Annotated in this window: 14 protein-coding genes and 2 rRNA genes (1 of these 16 running past the window's edge); all 16 read left to right on the top strand. The window is 38.3% G+C overall.

The genetic code is table 11. The annotated features are described in order from the left end of the window. Positions 1-1,893: ribosomal RNA gene (locus tag NSQ99_RS12310) — 23S ribosomal RNA — on the top strand; it begins 1,037 nt to the left of the window's first position. Between the two features lie 122 nt (positions 1,894-2,015). Beyond that, positions 2,016-2,132, top strand: a 5S ribosomal RNA gene (gene rrf, locus NSQ99_RS12305). A 692-nt stretch (positions 2,133-2,824) separates the two neighbouring features. Then, positions 2,825-3,979, top strand: a complete 1,155-nt coding sequence (locus NSQ99_RS12300; RefSeq protein ID WP_340836871.1) for a tyrosine-type recombinase/integrase — start codon at positions 2,825-2,827, stop codon at positions 3,977-3,979. A gap of 23 nt (positions 3,980-4,002) precedes the next feature. After that, positions 4,003-6,210, top strand: coding sequence for a tyrosine-type recombinase/integrase (locus NSQ99_RS12295; RefSeq protein WP_340836869.1), 2,208 nt, complete (start codon positions 4,003-4,005; stop codon positions 6,208-6,210). Then, the gene (locus NSQ99_RS12290) at positions 6,197-7,843 is read left to right on the top strand and encodes a site-specific integrase (RefSeq protein ID WP_340836867.1); all 1,647 of its coding nucleotides are present in this window, start codon (positions 6,197-6,199) and stop codon (positions 7,841-7,843) included. Before NSQ99_RS12295 ends, NSQ99_RS12290 begins: the two co-directional genes overlap by 14 nt. Before the next feature lie 5 nt (positions 7,844-7,848). After that, positions 7,849-8,382 (top strand): hypothetical protein, encoded by a 534-nt coding sequence (locus NSQ99_RS12285; protein WP_340836865.1) that lies wholly within the window; start codon positions 7,849-7,851, stop codon positions 8,380-8,382. A 1,025-nt stretch (positions 8,383-9,407) separates the two neighbouring features. After that, positions 9,408-11,228, top strand: a complete 1,821-nt coding sequence (locus NSQ99_RS12280) for an ABC transporter ATP-binding protein (protein WP_340836863.1) — start codon at positions 9,408-9,410, stop codon at positions 11,226-11,228. Next, positions 11,200-12,987: an ABC transporter ATP-binding protein gene (locus NSQ99_RS12275; RefSeq protein ID WP_340836862.1), complete on the top strand. Its 1,788-nt coding sequence runs from the start codon at positions 11,200-11,202 to the stop codon at positions 12,985-12,987. The genes NSQ99_RS12280 and NSQ99_RS12275 overlap by 29 nt, the downstream gene beginning before the upstream one ends. A gap of 68 nt (positions 12,988-13,055) precedes the next feature. Then, positions 13,056-14,462, top strand: coding sequence for a radical SAM/SPASM domain-containing protein (locus NSQ99_RS12270; protein WP_340836860.1), 1,407 nt, complete (start codon positions 13,056-13,058; stop codon positions 14,460-14,462). Beyond that, entirely contained in the window at positions 14,440-14,709 is a 270-nt protein-coding gene (locus tag NSQ99_RS12265) for an acyl carrier protein (RefSeq protein WP_340836858.1), read from the top strand. The genes NSQ99_RS12270 and NSQ99_RS12265 overlap by 23 nt, the downstream gene beginning before the upstream one ends. A gap of 181 nt (positions 14,710-14,890) precedes the next feature. Continuing rightward, positions 14,891-16,735, top strand: coding sequence for a S8 family serine peptidase (locus tag NSQ99_RS12260; RefSeq protein ID WP_340836857.1), 1,845 nt, complete (start codon positions 14,891-14,893; stop codon positions 16,733-16,735). Between the two features lie 22 nt (positions 16,736-16,757). Beyond that, complete coding sequence (locus tag NSQ99_RS12255) at positions 16,758-17,330, top strand: flavoprotein (protein WP_340836856.1); 573 nt, start codon at positions 16,758-16,760, stop codon at positions 17,328-17,330. Positions 17,331-17,362: 32 nt separating this feature from the next. Next, entirely contained in the window at positions 17,363-18,796 is a 1,434-nt protein-coding gene (locus tag NSQ99_RS12250) for a hypothetical protein (protein ID WP_340836854.1), read from the top strand. Between the two features lie 11 nt (positions 18,797-18,807). After that, positions 18,808-19,614: a transglutaminase-like domain-containing protein gene (locus tag NSQ99_RS12245; RefSeq protein WP_340836853.1), complete on the top strand. Its 807-nt coding sequence runs from the start codon at positions 18,808-18,810 to the stop codon at positions 19,612-19,614. 84 nt (positions 19,615-19,698) lie between these two features. Continuing rightward, positions 19,699-20,262 (top strand): GNAT family N-acetyltransferase, encoded by a 564-nt coding sequence (locus tag NSQ99_RS12240; RefSeq protein ID WP_340836851.1) that lies wholly within the window; start codon positions 19,699-19,701, stop codon positions 20,260-20,262. Between the two features lie 65 nt (positions 20,263-20,327). Next, on the top strand, positions 20,328-20,924 hold the full coding sequence (locus tag NSQ99_RS12235) for a hypothetical protein (protein ID WP_340836850.1): 597 nt from the start codon (positions 20,328-20,330) through the stop codon (positions 20,922-20,924). Positions 20,925-21,438: the final 514 nt, after the last annotated feature.

Raw genomic sequence — 21,438 nt, 5'->3', positions numbered from 1 at the left:
GATCATCAGCTAAGGTCCCCAAGTGTGTGTTAAGTGGGAAAGGATGTGGAGTTGCACAGACAACCAGGATGTTGGCTTAGAAGCAGCCACCATTTAAAGAGTGCGTAATAGCTCACTGGTCGAGTGACTCTGCGCCGAAAATGTAACGGGGCTAAACACACCACCGAAGCTATGGCAGGTACCGTATGGTACTTGGGTAGGGGAGCGTTGAATACGGATTGAAGTCAGACCGTAAGGACTGGTGGACTGTATTCAAGTGAGAATGCCGGTATGAGTAACGAAAAGACAAGTGAGAATCTTGTCCGCCGTAAGCCTAAGGGTTCCTGAGGAAGGCTCGTCCACTCAGGGTAAGTCGGGACCTAACGCGAGGCCGAAAGGCGTAGTGGAAGGACAACAGGTTGAAATTCCTGTACCACCGAAGATTGTTTGAGCAATGGGGTGACACAGAAGGGTAGTGACGCGGACTGATGGAATAGTCCGTCCAAGCAGTGAGGCTTGTCAGTAGGAAAATCCGCTGGCTATAAGGCTGGGCTGTGATGGGGAGTGAAAATTACAGTAGCGAAGGTCATGAGCTCCGGCTGTCAAGAAAAGCCTCTAGTGAGATCTAGGTGCCCGTACCGCAAACCGACACAGGTAGGCGAGCAGAGCATGCTAAGGCGCGCGGAAGAACTCTCGTTAAGGAACTCGGCAAAATGACCCCGTAACTTAGGGAGAAGGGGTGCCCCGGTAGGGTTAATCGCCCGAGGGGGCCGCAGTGAAAAGGCCCAATCGACTGTTTAGCAAAAACACAGGTCTGTGCGAAGTCGTAAGACGAAGTATACGGGCTGACGCCTGCCCGGTGCTGGAAGGTTAAGGGGAGTGGTTAGGGGTAACCCGAAGCTATGAACCGAAGCCCCAGTAAACGGCGGCCGTAACTATAACGGTCCTAAGGTAGCGAAATTCCTTGTCAGGTAAATTCTGACCCGCACGAATGGCGTAACGAATTGGGCGCTGTCTCAACGAGAGATCCGGTGAAATTTTAATACCTGTGAAGATGCAGGTTACCCGCGACAAGACGGAAAGACCCCATGGAGCTTTACTGTAGCTTGATATTGGACTTTGGTACGATCTGTACAGGATAGGTGGGAGCCTATGAAGCATGTGCGCCAGCATGTGTGGAGGCGCCGTTGGGATACCACCCTGATCGTATCGGAGTTCTAACCTGTCACCATGAATCTGGTGAAGGGACCGTGTCAGGCGGGCAGTTTGACTGGGGCGGTCGCCTCCTAAAAAGTAACGGAGGCGCCCAAAGGTTCCCTCAGAATGGTTGGAAATCATTCGAAGAGTGTAAAGGCATAAGGGAGCTTGACTGCGAGACCTACAAGTCGAGCAGGGACGAAAGTCGGGCTTAGTGATCCGGTGGTACCGCATGGAAGGGCCATCGCTCAACGGATAAAAGCTACCCTGGGGATAACAGGCTTATCTCCCCCAAGAGTCCACATCGACGGGGAGGTTTGGCACCTCGATGTCGGCTCATCGCATCCTGGGGCTGAAGTAGGTCCCAAGGGTTGGGCTGTTCGCCCATTAAAGCGGTACGCGAGCTGGGTTCAGAACGTCGTGAGACAGTTCGGTCCCTATCTGTCGCGGGCGTAGGAAATTTGAGAGGAGCTGTCCTTAGTACGAGAGGACCGGGATGGACGTACCGCTGGTGTACCAGTTGTTTCGCCAGAAGCATAGCTGGGTAGCCAAGTACGGAAGGGATAAGCGCTGAAAGCATCTAAGCGTGAAGCCCCCCTCAAGATGAGATTTCCCAATTAGTAAGACCCCTTGAAGACGACGAGGTTGATAGGCTGGGGGTGGAAGTGCAGCAATGCATGGAGCTGACCAGTACTAATCGGTCGAGGGCTTATCCTAACGACTTTGAATACGGAGCGTAAGCGAAGATTCATAAGTCATATCAGAAGCAAATGCTTCTGCTTGATTTACCTTTGGAGATTCACAACTTTCATATCCAGTTTTGAGGGTGCAAGCCCACGTTTGGTGACGATGGCGAAAGGGAACCACGCGTACCCATCTCGAACACGACCGTTAAGCCTTTCAGCGCCGATGGTATTTGGACCGCAGGGTCCTGGGAGAGTAGGACGTTGCCAAGCACGAAGGAAGCCTACTGCGTACGCAGTAGGCTTTTTTGTTGTATACATATGATTCCAACTGAATGTTTGAGTATGCACTGAAATAAGCGAAGAAGGGTATGCGTGTGCCCGCTATATTCTTTACCTTCATTACAGGTAGATCGAATGCAGCACCATGACTGCAGGTCAAAACTATCAGCTTTTTGCGAATGCAGCTTGTATCATCGGAGGTACAAGTTTAATTGGCGGGCTGGTTCTATTAAAGGTCTGATACTACTACTCTTTCATATTAGGAATTTGTTACAGAAATTTTTCTGGTAATAACTTCTATAATATGTTACTATATCTTTATAAGTATCAATATGTAATAATTAGTTTGAATAATTTAATATGGCAGTAGTTACGGTCATCTTCATATATTATGGACTGTAACGGTACCGCTTCTGGTCATGCGACGCAAGAAGAAACCTAGGGCACATAGTGTTCTGTTTCTCTTGCGTCTTTTTTTATTTAGGTGCGCCCAGAAGTATGCATTATCTAGTTGGCGAAAGAAAGGAGATGGCATTGGAGTAGCTATAAATGAATGTATAGACTTCATTGTTTATAACTCGGCGTGCAAACTAATATCGATGTTTCAGTAAAGATATGTAAGGAGTCTACGGATTATATTCAAGTATTTACTAAAGGAATAAAATCTAAGAAGGTGATGTTTCTTGTCTGTTGATGATATAAGGGGGCTCGGTTTGCGGGTTGAATTAGCGAAAGATAATAACGACATTCGTTACATGATCACCGAAAACGGGATTCCTATTCAAGATCCGTGTCTATGGCTTGATTTAGTAAGTATAAATAGCTTTTTGACAGGGGAACGCTACGCTTATGCACTACTACGTTACTTAAGATTTTTAAAAAGAAATTCATTAGATTATAGACAAGTTGTAAGTAAGAGGGTAATCGAAGAATATTTGAAGGAATTATTGGGATTAGAAGAAAAGGTTATTAGCATAGAAAGTAAAATCACTTTCACAGCAATTAATACACACATAACTGTTCTTAAATCCTTCTATCATTGGCTAGAGGATGAAATGAAAGTACATACCAACCCGGTTCTCTATAATAGTAGAAGAACAAAGAGGGCACCATTCGTAAATACAAAATTGTTGTATGGGCAAATATGGAATTATGTGCTTGAAGAAAGTGTTCTGAATAGAGTTACATATCGCAAAAAAAGAAACCATTTAAAGTGGTATACCTCACAAGAAATCGAACGTATTTGCGATAATTTACCATCAATTCGTGATAAGACCATTTTTAGAATCAGTATAGAAACAGGGATGCGAATTGGTGAGATACTAGGTTTGAAATTAAATCATTTTGATGCTTTTGAGCCCTCAATAAGTGTAGTTCGTCAGCAAAATAGTGAAAATCGAGCTTTAGTAAAAACACAAGAACGTATACTATTTATTCCCTCTTCTTTATCAGTCCTCATTCAGAGCTATCTCATTTCAGAACGAGCGGAAGCAGATATCGAGTATTCGAATTACCTATTTCTTAATAACATTGGTGTTCACAAAGGGAAACCCCTAAAAACAAGAAATTTTTTGAGGATCCTAAAAAATGCCGGGGAAGCAGCTGGGCATAATAAAACAGAAATACGCACCCATAGTGGTAGGAGTACTAGGGCGCAACAATTAGTAGAACTTATGAGGGATCACCCTGAACTAGGGATTACCCCAACGTTTATCGATGAGGAAATGGGCTGGAGAAGTCCAAATACTATAAAAATATATGAAAAGGGCTATTCTCAACTTCAGAAAAAAAAGATTTTGGAACGCATTCCTCCTATTCTTTTGTCTAAGAATAAATAAGTATAAAGGAGATTATTTCATTCATGAACGTTATAGTAGTTAGCGAAGGCCTGTTTGAAATCACAATAAATAATTCATCTCTCACCGTTAACTGGCCATCAGATTGCACCTCTCTTATTCACTTTGTTAGTGACTTACCAGAACTATTACACTATGACAAGATTGAAACCCTAAGAAATTTGCAGGAGAAATATAATCTCAAGTCATCTCATCTAGTTCTTTTAATCTGTGAAGAATTTTATCCCGATTTATTAGTTGAACTTGTACTTCAGTGTGGTCAGAACTATATTAGCAACGGCACGGGGTTTAGTAAAAAAATATTCTGCAAGTTAATTTCGCCTTTTGAATCTGATAATTTAGGTGCAGATAGAACTAAGCTATCTTTGTTAGACAAAGCTATGGATAAATTACAAGATGCATTCATTATTACTTTGAATAAAGCTTTTGAAAAAAAAGAGTACAATATTGTACATAATGTACGCAGAGCTATAACAATACATTCATTATTTGTTATTGCATGGAACGAACTACAAGAGGCCTTTAAATTATATGTCAATGAAGCTGCTGAAGAACTATTTCATAGAGATAAAGAGATTACTCATGCTGCTATCTGGAAGTTATGTTTTGGTCCAGTAAACCTACGTTATGCTAATGTTCAAAAAGACAAACCCCTGCATGATTTTATTTTACTGGTTGTAGATACATGGAGAGAAAAGCAGAAAAAACAAAAGATGGAATTGCGGATGAATATCGGAGACGCTTATTGGAGAATTCCTTATAAAGATGTACAAAAAGTCCATACTTCTAAGATGGATTTTTCTTCTATGAGTTCTTATCTGAGGTCCGAAGTACAAGAATACCTTAAAAGTTGGTATACCAAAGGTGAAAATGGTTTAGACATTTCTCGAAGATTTCATCATATTAATGCTATTACAAAAGCAATAAATATTGTACAACCTAACAGCCAATCCTTTCTTAATATATCATACGTAGAAGTTTACTCTATAGTCGATGTTCTTCATCAATTTAAGAATAGTAATGGTAGAAAACTATACAGTGTAAAGACCATACATACTCACATATCCGAGGCTCGTCTTCTCTTTGACTGGTTACGTTCAGACAAAAATAAAAGCTCAATCAGAAATCCCTTTCGTAAATTTAAGATGTTCAACATTGATAACTATGTGAAAAATACTGATCATATCCCAGAATACGTTATACAACAAATCTCATCAGCTATACATGATTGTAGTGAAACAGTACAACGTGTTTGGATTATTCTAATGAATACTGGGATGAGAGCTTCTGAGGTAATTAATCTTCAAGAGGATTGTCTTTTTTACAATGTTCAGGACAATTGTTACTATTTAAAAGCAAAATCTAGCAAAACAATAATCTCTAAGCGAAAGAAAGGCCTAGATGATTATCATACTATTCCCATAACTAACAATAAAGTAATTGACATAATTAACAACCAAATCGAAGATACTAAATATTTACGTGAACTTAGCGGTAGTAAATATATTTTTATTCGGAATGACAACCGAATTACTGGAAATGTCACTGTAACCCGGATAAAAGGAACTAACATTTCTAATTCCATTAATAAATGCATTTTACGTAATAACATCACTGATCATACCGGTAAGCTCTGGCATTATACCAATCATCAGTGTAGAAAAACAATGGGAGTTAGATTGTTGAACGAAGGAAGTTCTATTCAAGATGTAGGAATAATCTTAGGCCATATGGAAGAAAAAACAACAATGCGATACTATCAGGACATAGATAATTTAAAGATTGCGGAACTAGATAAAGACCTCTTTGAATTACTTTTTGAAAATATTGATGCTGACATTCGTAACACATATTCTACCCAGGAGCTAGAAAGTCTAAAATATGAGATTATGATTGGATCCCGTGAAACACCAGAAGGTCATGGAAGTTGTCTTAAACATGTCTCTTTTGGGCCATGTAAAAAGAAATCCTGTGTAGGTTGCTCTCTTTTACTTACTGGTCCTCAAAAATTAACTATGTGGATTAATTTAAGAAATGAACAATTGGAATATTTGGATTCCTTAGGTACTTTAATGCGAACTCAAGGTATAGAGGATTACGAAACTTATCGAGATTATCAGCAGGAAGTTCATTTACTTAACTTATATCAAGATACTATAAATAAAATAGAGAAATTTATTCAAGAAAGGATTCCTAATTATGAATCTACCTGAATCTGAAATCATACTAAGAAAAGATAACTCTCATAAACTGAAATATATTCTGGTTAACAAAATCGATCAATTGGGGGATTTTAAATTTTCAGATGATTCTTGGTATTATAAGAAACTTCATAAAAATAACCTTACACGCGGTAACTATACTATCACTTTCCATCAAGTTGCTAATGAATATAAAGAAGTAGTTAAATTGTATACTCTTAGCTGTTCAGGTAGCGTAAGTCATATACAAAAAAAGGTCCTTAAAATAGCATTATTTCTTAAATTCCTTCAAACACATTATAATTCGATTGAACTGGATAAAGTTACACGTACGCATGTAAATGCATTTGAATTTGAACTGAGACACTCAGAAGCATCAATAAACACCATGCAGTATACTTATTCAGCAATTCAAAATTTCTTTGTGATATTAAGCGACTTCCCTGAAATGCCGAATGTACTACCAGTTAAAAAGATTAACCCTTTCAAACAGATTCGCAGTAAACAAAACAAACTTGTTTCGCCTAATGTAATTAAATCTTGGGACAGGACAATGAAAGATGACAATCTAGCTATTCCTCTTGAATTTAGAGTAGTTTATTGGCTGATTCGTTCATTCCCCAATAGAATAACCGAGGTCCTAAGTCTAAAGCGTGATTGCTTAAAAACCCTATTTAGTGAGTACGTTTTACAAATGCCAACATTTAAGCAAAATGGTGGTTATGCGGATCCTGAGATAAAGCCAATACCAATCATTTATACCGGTCATGGTAAATATGTTATTGATCTCATAAGAAAGTTACAATTACAAACAGAAGAATTAGTCTCCACATTTTCTCCATCTAAGTATACAAATACAGACTATTTATTTACGATGAGATACTGGAATTTCGACCTTTCTAAGAGTTTTGGCATAAGGTATAACCCCAATTATACTTTAGAACTTCGAAACTGGACGGGCCCCAAAGTCAATGAACTTTTTAAACAATTGGCAATTAACTTGGACATAAGGGATGATAATAATGTTCTAGTTATACCCACCACACATTTATTTCGACATCAAGCTATAACTGATCGTTTATACAGTGCAGGTTATACTATCGAACAAATACGGAAACAAACGGGGCATAAAAATCAAGCAATGCCTAAACACTATACACATCAACTTATTGAAAAGCACAAAGAAATTCATCTCGGAATATCAGAACTTAAGAACCCGGGTGAAAGTCCTTATGAATTTCGAGGGAAAATAATAAATCTGGACGAACGCACTACCGCACAATTATCTAAGGATCCTAGTTATTTAACATGGGAAGCCAACGGTAAAAAGGGTGTAGGCATATGCGGTGATATTACTGGATGCAATCCAAAAGGTACCTCGGTCCATTTTGAATGCTATGCATGCGGATGGTTTGTTCCTAAACTTGAATATGTGGAAGATTATAAACAGGAATACGTATATTGGTCAGATGTTATGAATCGCAATTCCGATAACCCTAAGCGTGCTGCCCACTTTGAAAATGCTGTTCGTAATGTTAGTTATCTAGAAAGAATTATTGAAATATGTAATAAAGGCATTGCAGAATATAATGACGATCTTATAAATAAACTCCAAACCGAAAAAACATATACGAATTGGGAGTGACCAATTTGATAAATAATGGTCTCTTACAGGCCCAACAATCAAAAAGAAATGAAAGTATAGAGCGTGTTGAGTGGGCGGTGCAATTTCTTAAAGATACCGAGGGAGTACATGCTAAAATAACCGCAGTTAAAATTGCTGATATTTCAGGGCTGAGTAGAGTAGTTTTATATAAAGCACATCTGCGAAAAATATGGGACGTAAGTTTTAATTCTAACCATTCTGTCAATGGAGCCACGTACGAGCATATGCATCTAGAAAAACAATTAAAAGATCTTCAAGAACAAATTTTACAATTGGATCTTAAACTACAAAAAAAGGAACAACAACTTGCTCGTTCTGTAAAAAATTTAGAAAAAGAAAAACAACGTGCACAAGTCTACCGGGAAGACTATGAGGAATTAAAAGAGAGACATCAACGCCTTTTACATTATAATCTTCGTATTTTAAGGAAGCTGCATATCCATGGTGTGGATACTAGCGATTTAGGTGAACTGCATAATGAATTTGAGAAATCAAAAGGTGACAAATCATATAAATAACATATCAGAGATTGAATGATTTTCACATGAGAATCTATATAGTGTAAAACCGTCAAGAAAGTTCACTGTTCTACAGGTTGCAAAGCAGGGTTATTGGTAATATTGACTATTATACTAAGCTGAATCATAATATCTGGTTGCTAAATCGGGCGCGCTAGTAGCGCGTGGATTTTGTAGATCGTTATGAGTTCACCTACTGAATTATGTCGAACGGCGACTTTTTTGCATTGCCTTTTCATAGATATAATTCATAGATATAAAGCAATATAAATAGTGCGCACGCAGCAACTCTCTGCACTGTATTGAGGAAAATTCTTGATTTCAGTAACACCAACTCCAAAGCCTGACTGTCTTCTCGGTTGGCAGAATAGTGAGCGGTCTGCTTTGCGTGCTTCTCCGTAGTATCATTTGAGGTTCAAAATATCTTAATTAAAATGAAAGATCTCTATCCTAACATTCAGTACCCTCCGTAGGAAGGGGCTGTCATAACCTTTATCCGTCTTAGGTAACGTAGGAGTTGATCCCTACCAAGCGCTAAGATCTGTTGTGGCGGTAAAGCAAGATGGCCCCTATCCATATGCTCCATGTTTTTCCTCCCATCTTAAATCATATAACATACATGCGTTATAAGATTTAACTCTATAAGAAATTGCTCGCATGGACAACTGTTGTACACCGAAAATCTTAAATTGAATCCTGGAAATGACGTATGTCGCGCTCATTTCAGTAGATCTATTTCTGTATTAGCTACTTCAACGTATAGGATGCATATTATATATAATTTGGCAGGTTGTTTAATACTTACAAATAAATACAATTTATTATATATATTTCTATCTCTATTTTTATTTGTATGTTGTGCAAGTGGTTTTTTTTGAGATATTGGTTAGCTGAAATAACAAAAGAAATTCTGATATTGTGGTTGAGATACTAAACAAATTAACTACTATGATTAAAAAATCAAACCAATATCGATGTGCTTAGTAACGCAAGGAAAAAACAATAATCTTGTATAGGAGCATGGTATGTTTCTAAATCGTAAATTGTATCGGTTAACAGATATTGTGCCGGATTTTTTTCGGCTATCTCCATGGATTACATCATTGTATATAGCTAATACATTACTACGTTCATTAGTGCCTTCATTCCTCGTGCTTTCCAGCTCTTACTTCATCGCTCAAGTCATGTATTTTGCTGAGGGCAATCTTGATAAAGCTCACATACTGCAGGGTATTATTCTGTTGCTCGCTGTGGTTGCCTACAACTGGTTTTCCGAGCAAATACAGAACCTTATTACGGCTAGACTTCGATTACAGACACGCAAAGTGTTGTTACCCGCGTTCACCGAACGGCGTGCGCAACTCAAATACGCGCTGATAGAAGATAGTGAAGCCTACAATCTGATTTCACGTGTTGCTGATGCGCCTGATAGGGTTTATCCAGACATCTTCGCCAACATTATGAGTTTTGTCAGCATTATGATTTCAATCTTAAGTGTCGGAATGGTGTTTTTATTTCAGGTTTGGTGGATTTCTTTTCTGTTTGTCCCGAGCTTCATTTGGATTTTGTATCTGTCTTTTAAGGGAGGTGGTGAGCTCTACCAAAAGCAACGTGAGACATCACAGGCGCACCGAAAAGCCAATCATTTGCAGAGTTTGTTAGATCAGCGGCATTCAGCAGATGAACGCGTGCTGTTCCAGTTTGGAGAGCCCGTAAATAAATATTGGTACGGGACCTATGAACAGGCACGGAGACAATTGTTTCGTACGAGTTGGCTGTGGTATTGGCAGGTTCGGCGCAACGGCATTGGTACGCTCATTCTTATCTTGCTTATGTTAGCCTTTTTACTATATGAGACCATCGATGGCAAGGTAGAACTGAGCATGTTTATAGCACTGGTGAGCGGCTCAACACATTTACATGCCTTAATGACCTGGGGTCTTAGTAATTTTGTTAATACTTTTGCCCAGCACCGCGAGCTCATAAAGGATTTATCTATCTTCGTTAACTTGGAGACGGAAATTGGTCATTTGAATGAGCGGGCTGCGAAAAAAGATCTGGAACCGTTTCAATCGTTGGAATTTAAGCATGTTCGATTCAAATATCCGAATATGGAACAATGGGTGCTTGATGATGTTAGCTTTCAGCTTAATCCAAATGTTCACTACGCTTTTATCGGATTAAATGGTGCTGGAAAAACAACCATTATGAAGCTAATGACCGGCTTATATGATCAATATGAGGGTGGTATTTATTTGAATGGAAAAGAGATACGAACGATTCCGAAAGATCATCTAAAGGCATATTTTAGTTTTGTGTTTCAAGACTTTGCACGCTACGAGTTAACCTTGGAAGAGAATATAAAAATTGGATCTATTGAGCATCCAATCGGCGAGAAGAGGCTGGCTGAAATTTCCGAGTTGTTCCAGCTTAAACGTGTAGCTGAGAGATTGGAGCACGGATTAAAGACACCGCTCGGCAGACTTATGGAGAGCGGACAGGATTTATCTGGCGGTGAGTGGCAGCGGGTTGCTTTGGCAAGAAGCTTCACGTCGGATGCGCCTATTCGGATTTTAGATGAGCCTACAGCAGCACTTGATCCGCTACAAGAGAGCGAGATCTATCGATGGTTTGCCCAAATAAGTGGTGAGAAGACGACATTGTTTATAAGCCATCGCTTGGGTTCTACAAAGCTGGCAGATCATATTTTGGTCATTGCCGAAGGCCGAGTACTGGAAGAAGGCAATCATGCTCAATTAATGCAGTTGGGCGGATTATATGCAGAGATGTTTGAAAAGCAAAGGAGCTGGTATCTAAGTGAGCAAGAACAAAAGCAAAGAGCTTAGCTACCTGCGCATGATTGTCCGCATTTTCAAAATAGTGATGAAAACAAGTTCTATCGCATTTTATAGTGTAGTGATTGTAAGCGTTATTTACGCCTTATGTATTTTGGGTACAATGATTTACTTACAGCGGTTTTTGGATCGCGTCGAAGGGGTGATTCTAGAACAGTATCCGATAAGTGCATTGATCCTTATTTTTCTGGTATATGGTGGATTGTTGATCGCAACCGAAGTTATGAATAGTGTTCTGAACTTGATCGGAGAGTATATGGCTCAAAAGTGTGATGGGATATTTGGCAGACATATCAATGAAAAATTGTATAGCATAGAACCGATATTTTTCGAAAATCCTCATCGATTAAATGAATTAAACAAAGCCAATACAGGGAAATCTGCCGTTACGTATACCTTAATGTTGAGTATCATGGTTATCTTTTTTTATGGTGTCTACTTAATCGGTGTTTCCTACTACTTATTCACAGTAAAACCGATTTTAATTCTGGCAGTATTTCTTGTGTTTGCCCCGTTGTTAGTGAATTTCGTCTTACGAAGTAAATGGTTCAGTCAGCTTGTGGATGAATCTGCTCCGTACCAACGTGAGCTTAATCATTATCAAGATTGTCTGGTGGGACGTCCCTATTTTAAGGAGACACGATTATTGGGCGCGATTCCTTTTTTCAAGAAAAAATTTGTGGATGTTCTGGAGATATTGAACGTAAAGGCGTGGCGCACGGATTTTAAGGCGACTCAAAACGAATTAATAATGCGCTTCATCTCTCTTTTAGGCTACGGGATTTTGCTGGCCTTACTTATTGACGCAGTTATTAAAGGAGACATCAGCATTGGTACGTTTGCAGCCGTTTTTGCTAGTATCGCCACTGTCATGGAATTGATTGAAGAATTGCTCGATCAGCAGATCAAGACCATCTTTCAAAGCATCGGGCCTTCTCGCCATTTTTTTCGCGTTCTGGATTGGCCCGAACGTCAAGGGAAGGAGCCCTTCAATGGTATTGAAAAACAAATAGAAGCAGAGAATGTATTTTTTCGTTATCCTAACGCAACGCAAGATGCTTTGAGAGGGATCAGTCTGACTATTGCGAAGGGTGAGACGATAGCTATTGTCGGAGAGAATGGTTCCGGCAAGTCGACGCTTACGAAGGTACTACTAGGACTTTATTTGCCTACCGAAGGCAGTGTGCGCTACGATCAGAAATCTACGGCCGACATATCTTTTTCGACCATATTTAATCATCATTCGGCTGTGTTTCAGTCCTATTTGAAGGTTGGATTAAGCTTAGAGGAAAATATTAAGCTAAGCGATTGGTATTCATCGGCTCATATAGAAAGCGTGGTAACAGAAGCAGGTCTCAATCTGAATAAGGAAACTTTTCCCCAAGGAAAGGATACCGTGCTATTTAGGGAATTTGATGGGGTAGATCTCTCTGGCGGACAATGGCAACGTGTTGCCATTGCTAGAGGTTTATATCGCAGTCATCATTTTATAGTACTAGATGAACCTACGGCTGCAATTGATCCATTGGAGGAGCAAAGGGTTTTTGAACAATTTATAAGGATTTCTAAGGGTAAAACAGCGATTATCGTTACGCATCGACTAGGTTCAGCGCGTATTGCAGACCGAATATTAGTGATGGAGCACGGAAAAATCGTTCAAGATGGAACGCATGCTGAATTGATTTCGAAGGAAGGAAAATATTCACAAATGTTCCATGCACAAGCTAATTGGTATTATCGAGATGCATAGAGAGACTTTGAAGGTAAGCTTTACCCAATAAGGTCAATTTTAAATCAAACAGAGGAGAGTGTTGTGATATGGCTACACCAACCTATTTAGGAGATATGAATACAAAAGAAAAACTTACAGGGTTTAAGGTTTCTAGGTTTAATGTGAGAACAGAGGATAAACACGGTAATCTATTGTTATATAACACATATTCTAATAGTTTTGTTAGTGTACCGTCAGAAGAAAAGGATGCGGTCATAGGAATACTTCGTAATCCTGAAAGCGCATTGACGGAAACCTCACTTTTTCGCTTCTTAAAAAAGAAGGGTTTTATTATAGACAAATCTACGAATGAGTTTAGGAAGTCTGAGATGAGGCATCATCAAACCATAGCAAGCGAGGGTAGGCTTTCCCTTACGTTAATGCCGAATGAGGATTGTAATTTTCGCTGTAAATATTGTTACGAATCATTTGCAAAAAACTACATGAAAGAATCCGTTCAGGATGGTGTGATTTCTTTCATCCGAAAAAACATACGGAAATACAATGAAGTACATATTGATTGGTTTGGTGGGGAGCCCCTTACAGCTGTTCCTATTATAGAAAAAATCTCCCGTGAGGTCATTGAAATTTGTACTCGTAATCGTGTTCGGTTCACTGCTGGTATGACTACAAATGGCTATAATCTCTCGTTGGATGTGTTTCGAAAAATGCAAGCGTGCCGGGTACGGAGTTATCAAATTACATTGGATGGCTTGGAAAAACATCATGACCAATCACGTGTACGGGCGGATGGCGGAAGTACATTCCGACAAATTGTTGATAATTTAAGAACAATCCGTGATGAGGTGAAATCTAGTACTTTTGTTATGGCCATTCGAACAAATGTTACTAAACCAGTCTTTGACGAGATTGAAGATTATTTTGAATTCTTCCAACAAGAATTTGGTAAAGATCCTCGCTTCTACAGTCATCTTCATCAGACAGGTAACTGGGGAGGAGATGCTGTAAAGAGCTTTCAAAACAGCTTCTGTACAAGCAAAGATATTATTTCTGCTCTTCAAATGGGGAGCGAGATGGGGATAAGCGTATCGCCATTATATGACGAGCAGTTAGCCGATTCAGTATGTTATGCAGCTAAAAGAAATAACTTTGTCATTGGCTCTGACGGTATTGTTTATAAGTGCACAGTAGCATTTGATGATGATTATAATCATGTAGGTTTTTTATCAGAGGATGGCAACATGTACTTAGATGAAGATAAGTTTTCTCTATGGGTAAGCGGTCACGAGTCAGTTGACGAAGGTTGTCAAAAATGTTTCTTCCGTCCTTCATGCCAAGGAGCATCATGTCCGCATATTAGGATGCATACCGACAAATCTTCTTGTCCGCCCGTTAAAACGCACATAAAGGATTATCTGAGGATCGTTGCCGCTCAGTCAAATCGAATAGAGCATATGCAGGAGGTTATCCATGAATTTGAACATCAGAGATAAAGTAGAGGATATTATTCACAGTTGTGGTATGGAAGTGACGGAGGATTTATCTGAGCAGCTTGATTCCATGTCATTCGTCACAATAATCGTAGAGATTGAGCAGAGCTTTGGGATTGAGGTACCTGATGATAAGTTAGATTTTATTGCACTGAGCACTGTTTCCGCTATGGTAGATATGGTTAGAGAACTTTCCCAGGATCTGGTGTTTGACACGAAAGGAGGTGAAAATCATGAAAAAATTGGTTAAACCGGCATCATATGAAATGAAGAATGTTAGTGCATACACGAATGAATCTTCTTGCAGTAAATCTAATGCGAAAAACTGTGGTATTTGCTAAAAGGATAGTCTAAGAGGAAAAGTATCACAAATACTAAATTTTGTGATACTTTTTCTCTAATATCAATAACGATAAATGGGAGTACGAGTGATGGAACATACTTTTGAATTAAGCAAAATAAAGACAAGTAATGTTTACCCTAGAATAGCGATCGTTGACAGCGGAATCAATTTGCAACATCCACTGCTTGCTGAGTATCAGTTTAGCGGTGTAGGTATAACGGCGCATGATGATCATATCACTATTACGGATGATTTTACTGACAAAATAGGTCATGGAACTGCTATCACATCAATTATTAAAAAGCTAATTCCGGACAGTGAAATATTCATGGTCAAGATATTTGATTCAGAACTAACGGTTTCGGATAAAATGTTTATGTTCGCCCTGAGTTATATTGCGGATAACGTGAACTGCGACATTTTACATATGAGTTTAGGTATGAAAATGTGTAACGATCTTCCTGAACTTAAAGCAGTCTGTGAAAAATTAAAGAAGAAAGGTGTCATTTTAGTATCTTCTTTCGATAATGAAGGCTCTCTTTCTTATCCGGCTACTTTGCCAAATGTGATCGGAGTCGATCAAAGTGTTGCTTGCAAAAAGGATTATGATTTTGAATTTGTCTCCGAGGGAGGAGGCGTTAATGTCCTTGCTAAAGGAATTGGGCAAAAAGTTGCCTGGGTAAACCCAAGTTATGTTCTGCAAAGCGGTTCTAGCTATGCTGCCGCATATGTCACAGGTTTTATAAGTAATCAAATGATGGTTGGCATAACAACTCACCCTGATATTATGTTATCTCTTAAAAGACAATCTAAGCGGGTGTATGAAGTGGGCAAATATAAAGAGGTAGATCAACTACCAAATATAAAGAGGGCTATATGTTTCCCATTTAATAAGGAAACACACAGCTTGATTCGATTCGCTGACTTATTGCCGTTTGAGCTTCATACAGTTTATGACACCAAGTATGGCGGCAAGCTAAACCGTGATGCTTCAGACTTTATAGGGAAAAATATACATAAAAATTATGTAATACAAGATTATAAGCAGATTAACTGGGAGGATGATAGCTTTGATAGCGTTATTCTTAGTCACACTGATGCATTGACGGTAAAAACAGGTGAAGACTATCAGTCTTATTTTATAGAGCATTGTTTACTACATAACAAACTCATATACAGTTTTGATCGCATCAATCTTGAAGGTACAGACTTAGACGATAAGATTATTTATTATCCGGAAATAACAAGTTCTCATCTACCCGCATCCTCACTTGGAAAATTACGTTATATTGGAAAGCCTATATTGGGGATATTCGGAACAAGCCCTCACCAAGGTAAACTTACTTTGCAACTAAAGTTTAGGAGATTATTGATAGCTCAAGGTTATTCTGTTGGTCAGTTAGGGACAGAACCTTCTTCGCTTCTCTATGGATTTGATTTTCAATATCCAATGGGCTATAACTCGGCCGTTGATACTAGCGGATTTGAAGCTATAAGAATACTAAATCATTTGATGGGGAAAATCGAAGACCGAAATCCAGATATTATAATTGTTGGATCTCAATCAGGAACAATTCCGTACAGTTTTTCCAATCTGAATTATTATACGACACCTCAGATCGAATTTCTCTTGGGCACAAGACCTGACGTTATCGCTCTTTGTGTCAATGCTGATGATGACTTGAATTACGTGAAACGAACGATTTCAACATTAGAAAGTATGGTTGCAAGTAAGGTCATTGGACTGGTTATTTTCCCATATGAAAAAGAGATAAGCTTACTTCAAGGCTACAAATACAAGGAAATTCATCCTGAAAGAAGAGCAGAAATCAAACAGAAGTTTCAGCAGGAATTGAACCGCGAATCCTATTTCTTGGATATCGATGATGAAATAATGGTATTGTGGGATTCAATCGCTTCATATTTACAATAAAATTTATTGTAGGGAGAAAAAAATGAACGTAAATAATGAAAAATCAAATTTCCATATTCTAATTGGTGCTTGTGGAGCCATATCTGTAGTTCACCTCTGTTCATGGATTAATTTTATTAGCACTTCGTTGTCTGCTAATATAACCGTAATTCTGACAAAACAGGCTCAACGCATGGTTCAACCTACGTCAGTAACTCAGTTTACTCATAATCCTACTTATACGGATTTTTTTTTTGATGATGTGGTTGCGCCACATGTTACGCTTCCAGCACGATCCGATTTGTTTCTCATCCTTCCTGCCTCTGCAAATATATTGGGTAAGGCGGCAAATGGCATAGCGGATGATTTGTTGTCTACCGCAATAATAAATTCAAATTGTCCGACTGTTTTTGTTCCATTTATGAATCTTGAAATGTGGAATAAAAAGTCAGTGCAACGTAATGTAAAACAACTAAAAGACGATGGGTACTATATATATCACGAGAGACAAATTAACCTAAAGGTCTCAACCGGTGAACAGGTGGAAAGTATAGGTTATGATTTGAGCAAACTGATTATTAAGCTCAAAAGAATAATTAGTGAAACTGTAAGCTAGTAAATCAGTTTGTAGGAGGAGTCTTTTACTATATGTTAAAGATTAGCTTTAATCCTTTGATAGATTTTATCAATGCCCTGAATATAACTCACAATATATACCACCTATCCGAAGATGCGCTTGTTTCAATACAAGATGCTGATGATTTTACTCATTCCTGTATAGAAAAAGCTTTATTGGATGGGATGTTCGATGCCGTTCAGCATATTAAAATGGGCGATATTATCGAGTTCTTAGCGGGGAAGATAACGGGTACTGAATTTATAGATCGCTCTATTAATAAGACTTCTGCCTCATTCCTGGTTGAACAATTTATGAACGAAAGAAACAGGGATGCAATAAATCAGAAATATCTTTCATTTAAGAAAGAGCTTCAAGAGGCTAAAAATATTGCTGAAACGCTACATTACAATTCAGGTTATGAGAAATCTAACTTACTTAATAGTATAGGTTTAGGACTAGAATATACGATTATCCCGCAATTGTTTATGAGGAGAGCACCTTTTGGCAGATACGGTTATGTTATAGAACAAGATTGTTCGACTACTGTAACTATAATTTTTGGTACTAGCCGAGAAATAAGCCTAGATAATGGTTCTAGATTTTATGAATGGTATCGTTACGGCATCTGGCATTTAATAGCATTACATGCTTTGAAACAGAAAGTGGCTGAAATAATTCCATTGGAATTTCCTGATTTTTTTAGATCAATCGAATGTTTTCATCCAAGCAATCGAATACATCAAAATTTACATGCTTATACGTCCTCACTCTTTGTAAACGCAGTGAAGCTTGTATCGGAACAAAATGTTAATCCTCGAAATACGATCAGTATCTTAATGAAAGAGCCTTACTCCAAGGGGTTATATCACTTGGAATTTTTTGTATCCAATCTACAACGCACTTCTACATTAGCTGACATTGACATTGAAACTATCTTAAAGAAATGGCTGGTACATATTAAAACGGATCGTAGTATGCCTCCTTTCTTAGGACCATTGGAGGCTTGCTTATACCCACACTGGAATAAAGGGATGGTCAGAGCTATATTTTCACCTGGGATATCTTTGAATGTTAGGAATACACTCCTATCTATATATAAGAAAGTATTAAAAATCGAGATACCTGAACACGACATCTCTGAAAATATAATTCAGGATTTAGGGCACTACAATAATCTTATCTTTTTAACCTCGGTCGATACTAAATGGATTCAAGAGGCTTTTTCTGAACTGAAAGTTTTTATTGACGGCCCATTAACACCAGATACAAGTTGCCAGTTTGCGATTCGTAATCCAAGTAATCCTGTTCTGTTTACAAAAATAAGTATCTCTTCCGTGGATGAAAAATTACCGATGCTCAGTCGTATGGGGAAGGCTTCAGACTGGATCGCTATTAAAGATAACCATCATTATCAGGGAGAAATATCCTATCGTTCGGGTGGAGCATACTTCGAATTACCTTAGGAGGAACTAAAATGATTTCTATACAAGAAATGCGATCTCGTCAAAGGTTAAAAAAGTATGATAGTTATCTATGCCATACCAGCCATCCAATTACATTTCAATATGAGTTTCCAAACATCGAAGAAAAACAAACTTATTATCAACAACTGGGTTTAGTAGGTAAAGGTTCTATGGGAGATGAAAGATATATTTTCTTATTAATGGATTGGGTAAATCGAAATATCCCTCATGACGGTTATTCTGACTTTGACGGTATAGCAAACGCTGTCAATGTTTATAAACAAATGAAGGACATTAAGACTGGTGTGAACTGCAAGAATGTAGCAATTGTTATGCGAGATGTTTTATTGCTTATGGGCTACTATGCGCGTTACATCATATGCATGCCGTTCAATGAGGATTATGAAGAGTGTCATGTAGTAAATATTGTTTATTTGCCAAAAATGAAAAAATGGATTTTTATAGACCCTACAATGAACGCATATATCATGAATGAAGAACGTGAAATATTGAGTATTGATGAGATCAGAAGCTCCTTGTCTACGGGAAAAAAACTATTAGTAAGCGATACATTGAAATGGAACGGTCAGTCGTATGATGCTGATGAATACCTTTCTTATCTTGCTAAGAATATGTTTCGTTTCGCTTGTACGGCTACTAGCAATTGGGCTACAGATATGGGTGAATCATCAATTTATGTTGGTTTGGTACCAGCAGGTTATTCTTCGACTGGTCCTTTGAATAGCTTGTTCACTATTGACGGAAAAAAGTTTTACAAAACTACAGATTCAGTCTTTTTTTGGACGCCGCCAATCTGACAGCAGTAAAGTTGTAATAGCAATTGTTTTTAAAGTGAGTTGAGACGAGGTAAACCTGTAATCAACAAGGAGGATCAAAAGATCATGTTCATAGGTGGTGACTTACAAATAAAGATGATTCACGTGCAAGATGCGAGAGCCCTTTATGAATTACTCGAACGAAATCGGTCCCATGTCAGTCAATGGTTAACATGGCCAAACGATATCGGAACTGAAGAAGATATGCTCAAGTATCTCAGAATTGAAACAAAAAAAAATGCGATTCGGTCTACTATACAAATGAGTATTTGGTTTAGAAATCAGGCTGCAGGTATGATCGGATTTGATTTTATCGATCTCCAAAATAAATTAGGGAACATGTGGTACTGGTTAGGAGAGGAATTTGAAGGCAAGGGCATTATGAGCGAGTCTTCTAAATATGCTGTGCACTATGCTTTTTCCAATGTTCAGCTTAATCGTATTGAAATAAGATGTGCGCCTGAAAATAGTAAGAGTCGGCGGATAGCCATAAATAATGGTTTTCTCGAGGAAGGCTTGTTTAGGCAAGCGCAATGGATTAATGGAAGGTGTAATGATCTTGTAATTTATAGCTTATTAAAGTCGGATCAGGAGCATAGAAAGGAAGGTGATACGAAATGGTTAGATTGATTATAGGATTACATCAACTAGGGAACTTATCCAATCATTCGATACTTCAAATCGGAAGCTGTACGTTGGAACAACAAACGTCAGTATCAAAATTTCTTTCTTTAGGACAATCTATTTTTTATAAATCCTGTCAAGTAAACACGATGAGACAGTTTGGTCTTATTTTTATACATGAGGATTTTTCAGGAGATAAAATGCTGTGTAGAGGAAAAATTAAGACTAACGGATTATTAGACATTGCTGAAATTCGATTGTATGGGAGAGGTGACCTGCGTTCGATTAATTCTCAAAGTCTTGTATTAAATGGTATTTACGACATAAACGGATCTATTACTTGCAGATCTTTAAGTGTTTACGGGGGGCTCAATGTATCTGGAAGGGTCAAAGCAGATAGTATCGCGATGAATCTTAATCGGAACAGTTATATACAGCATCTTTCAGCACCTGTAATATCCGTTGTTAGTAAGGAAAACTGCGGTATAGAGTCGGTTATTGGTGATGTAGTTAATTTAAATGGTGCGAATGTTGAGCGAGTAGAAGCGAATGTCGTTTCAGTTACTGGATCTAGTGTTGTTGAAGTGGTTAAGTACTCTCAGGAACTTAATGTAAGTGACGATTCGATCGTGAAAAATATATACAAGATAGAGAATAATATAAAGTAAGCGACAAGTAGTAATACCAACCTTGCCTGGCTGATAATGAATAGAATAAGCTAAACTATGACTTGGACATACGGCAGGTCCGCGGAATAGACTGCGACCAGGTTATGAGGATTCTCTGGATATTAAAGTAGTCAATCGGGCATATATTGATGACGTCATCTTTTAACTCCATTCGGTGATTACTATGATTTATTGTCATAAAATGTAGCGGCTGAAACTGACTCATAGAAAATAACTGAGTTGCTAGTTGAAGCAGATATATACAGAGGCCGATGACGTACTTATAGCTAATCTCTTACTGTCGTAAAAAACGAATAGGATTGAAAGAGGACTTTTCGGTCTAAGTTCATCTGTTAGACTATTCATTCATAAGCAAAGATGTTTTGGCATGGAGATCATCATCTATGCACCGTCGTTATCCTTATTGATAATGAGAACGACGGTGCATAGAACTTCGAGCAGTTGGAAAAAGGCTTGTAATGTGAAGATGACTGATGCAGACTTCAAGAGAAAC

Origin of the sequence: Paenibacillus sp. FSL W7-1287 (assembly GCF_038004245.1) — a bacterium.
GTDB classification, from domain to species: Bacteria; Bacillota; Bacilli; order Paenibacillales; family Paenibacillaceae; genus Pristimantibacillus; species Pristimantibacillus camelliae.
This window is presented reverse-complemented; position numbering and strand designations above follow the sequence as displayed.

Excerpts from the sequence above, each read along its gene's own strand:
- NSQ99_RS12295 (WP_340836869.1), top strand. The coding sequence starts at position 4,003 with ATGAACGTTATAGTAGTTAGCGAAGGCCTGTTTGAAATCACAATAAAT.
- NSQ99_RS12290 (WP_340836867.1), top strand. The coding sequence starts at position 6,197 with ATGAATCTACCTGAATCTGAAATCATACTAAGAAAAGATAACTCTCAT.
- NSQ99_RS12280 (WP_340836863.1), top strand. The coding sequence starts at position 9,408 with ATGTTTCTAAATCGTAAATTGTATCGGTTAACAGATATTGTGCCGGAT.
- NSQ99_RS12270 (WP_340836860.1), top strand. The coding sequence starts at position 13,056 with ATGGCTACACCAACCTATTTAGGAGATATGAATACAAAAGAAAAACTT.
- NSQ99_RS12265 (WP_340836858.1), top strand. The coding sequence starts at position 14,440 with ATGAATTTGAACATCAGAGATAAAGTAGAGGATATTATTCACAGTTGT.
- NSQ99_RS12260 (WP_340836857.1), top strand. The coding sequence starts at position 14,891 with ATGGAACATACTTTTGAATTAAGCAAAATAAAGACAAGTAATGTTTAC.
- NSQ99_RS12255 (WP_340836856.1), top strand. The coding sequence starts at position 16,758 with ATGAACGTAAATAATGAAAAATCAAATTTCCATATTCTAATTGGTGCT.
- NSQ99_RS12250 (WP_340836854.1), top strand. The coding sequence starts at position 17,363 with ATGTTAAAGATTAGCTTTAATCCTTTGATAGATTTTATCAATGCCCTG.
- NSQ99_RS12245 (WP_340836853.1), top strand. The coding sequence starts at position 18,808 with ATGATTTCTATACAAGAAATGCGATCTCGTCAAAGGTTAAAAAAGTAT.
- NSQ99_RS12240 (WP_340836851.1), top strand. The coding sequence starts at position 19,699 with ATGTTCATAGGTGGTGACTTACAAATAAAGATGATTCACGTGCAAGAT.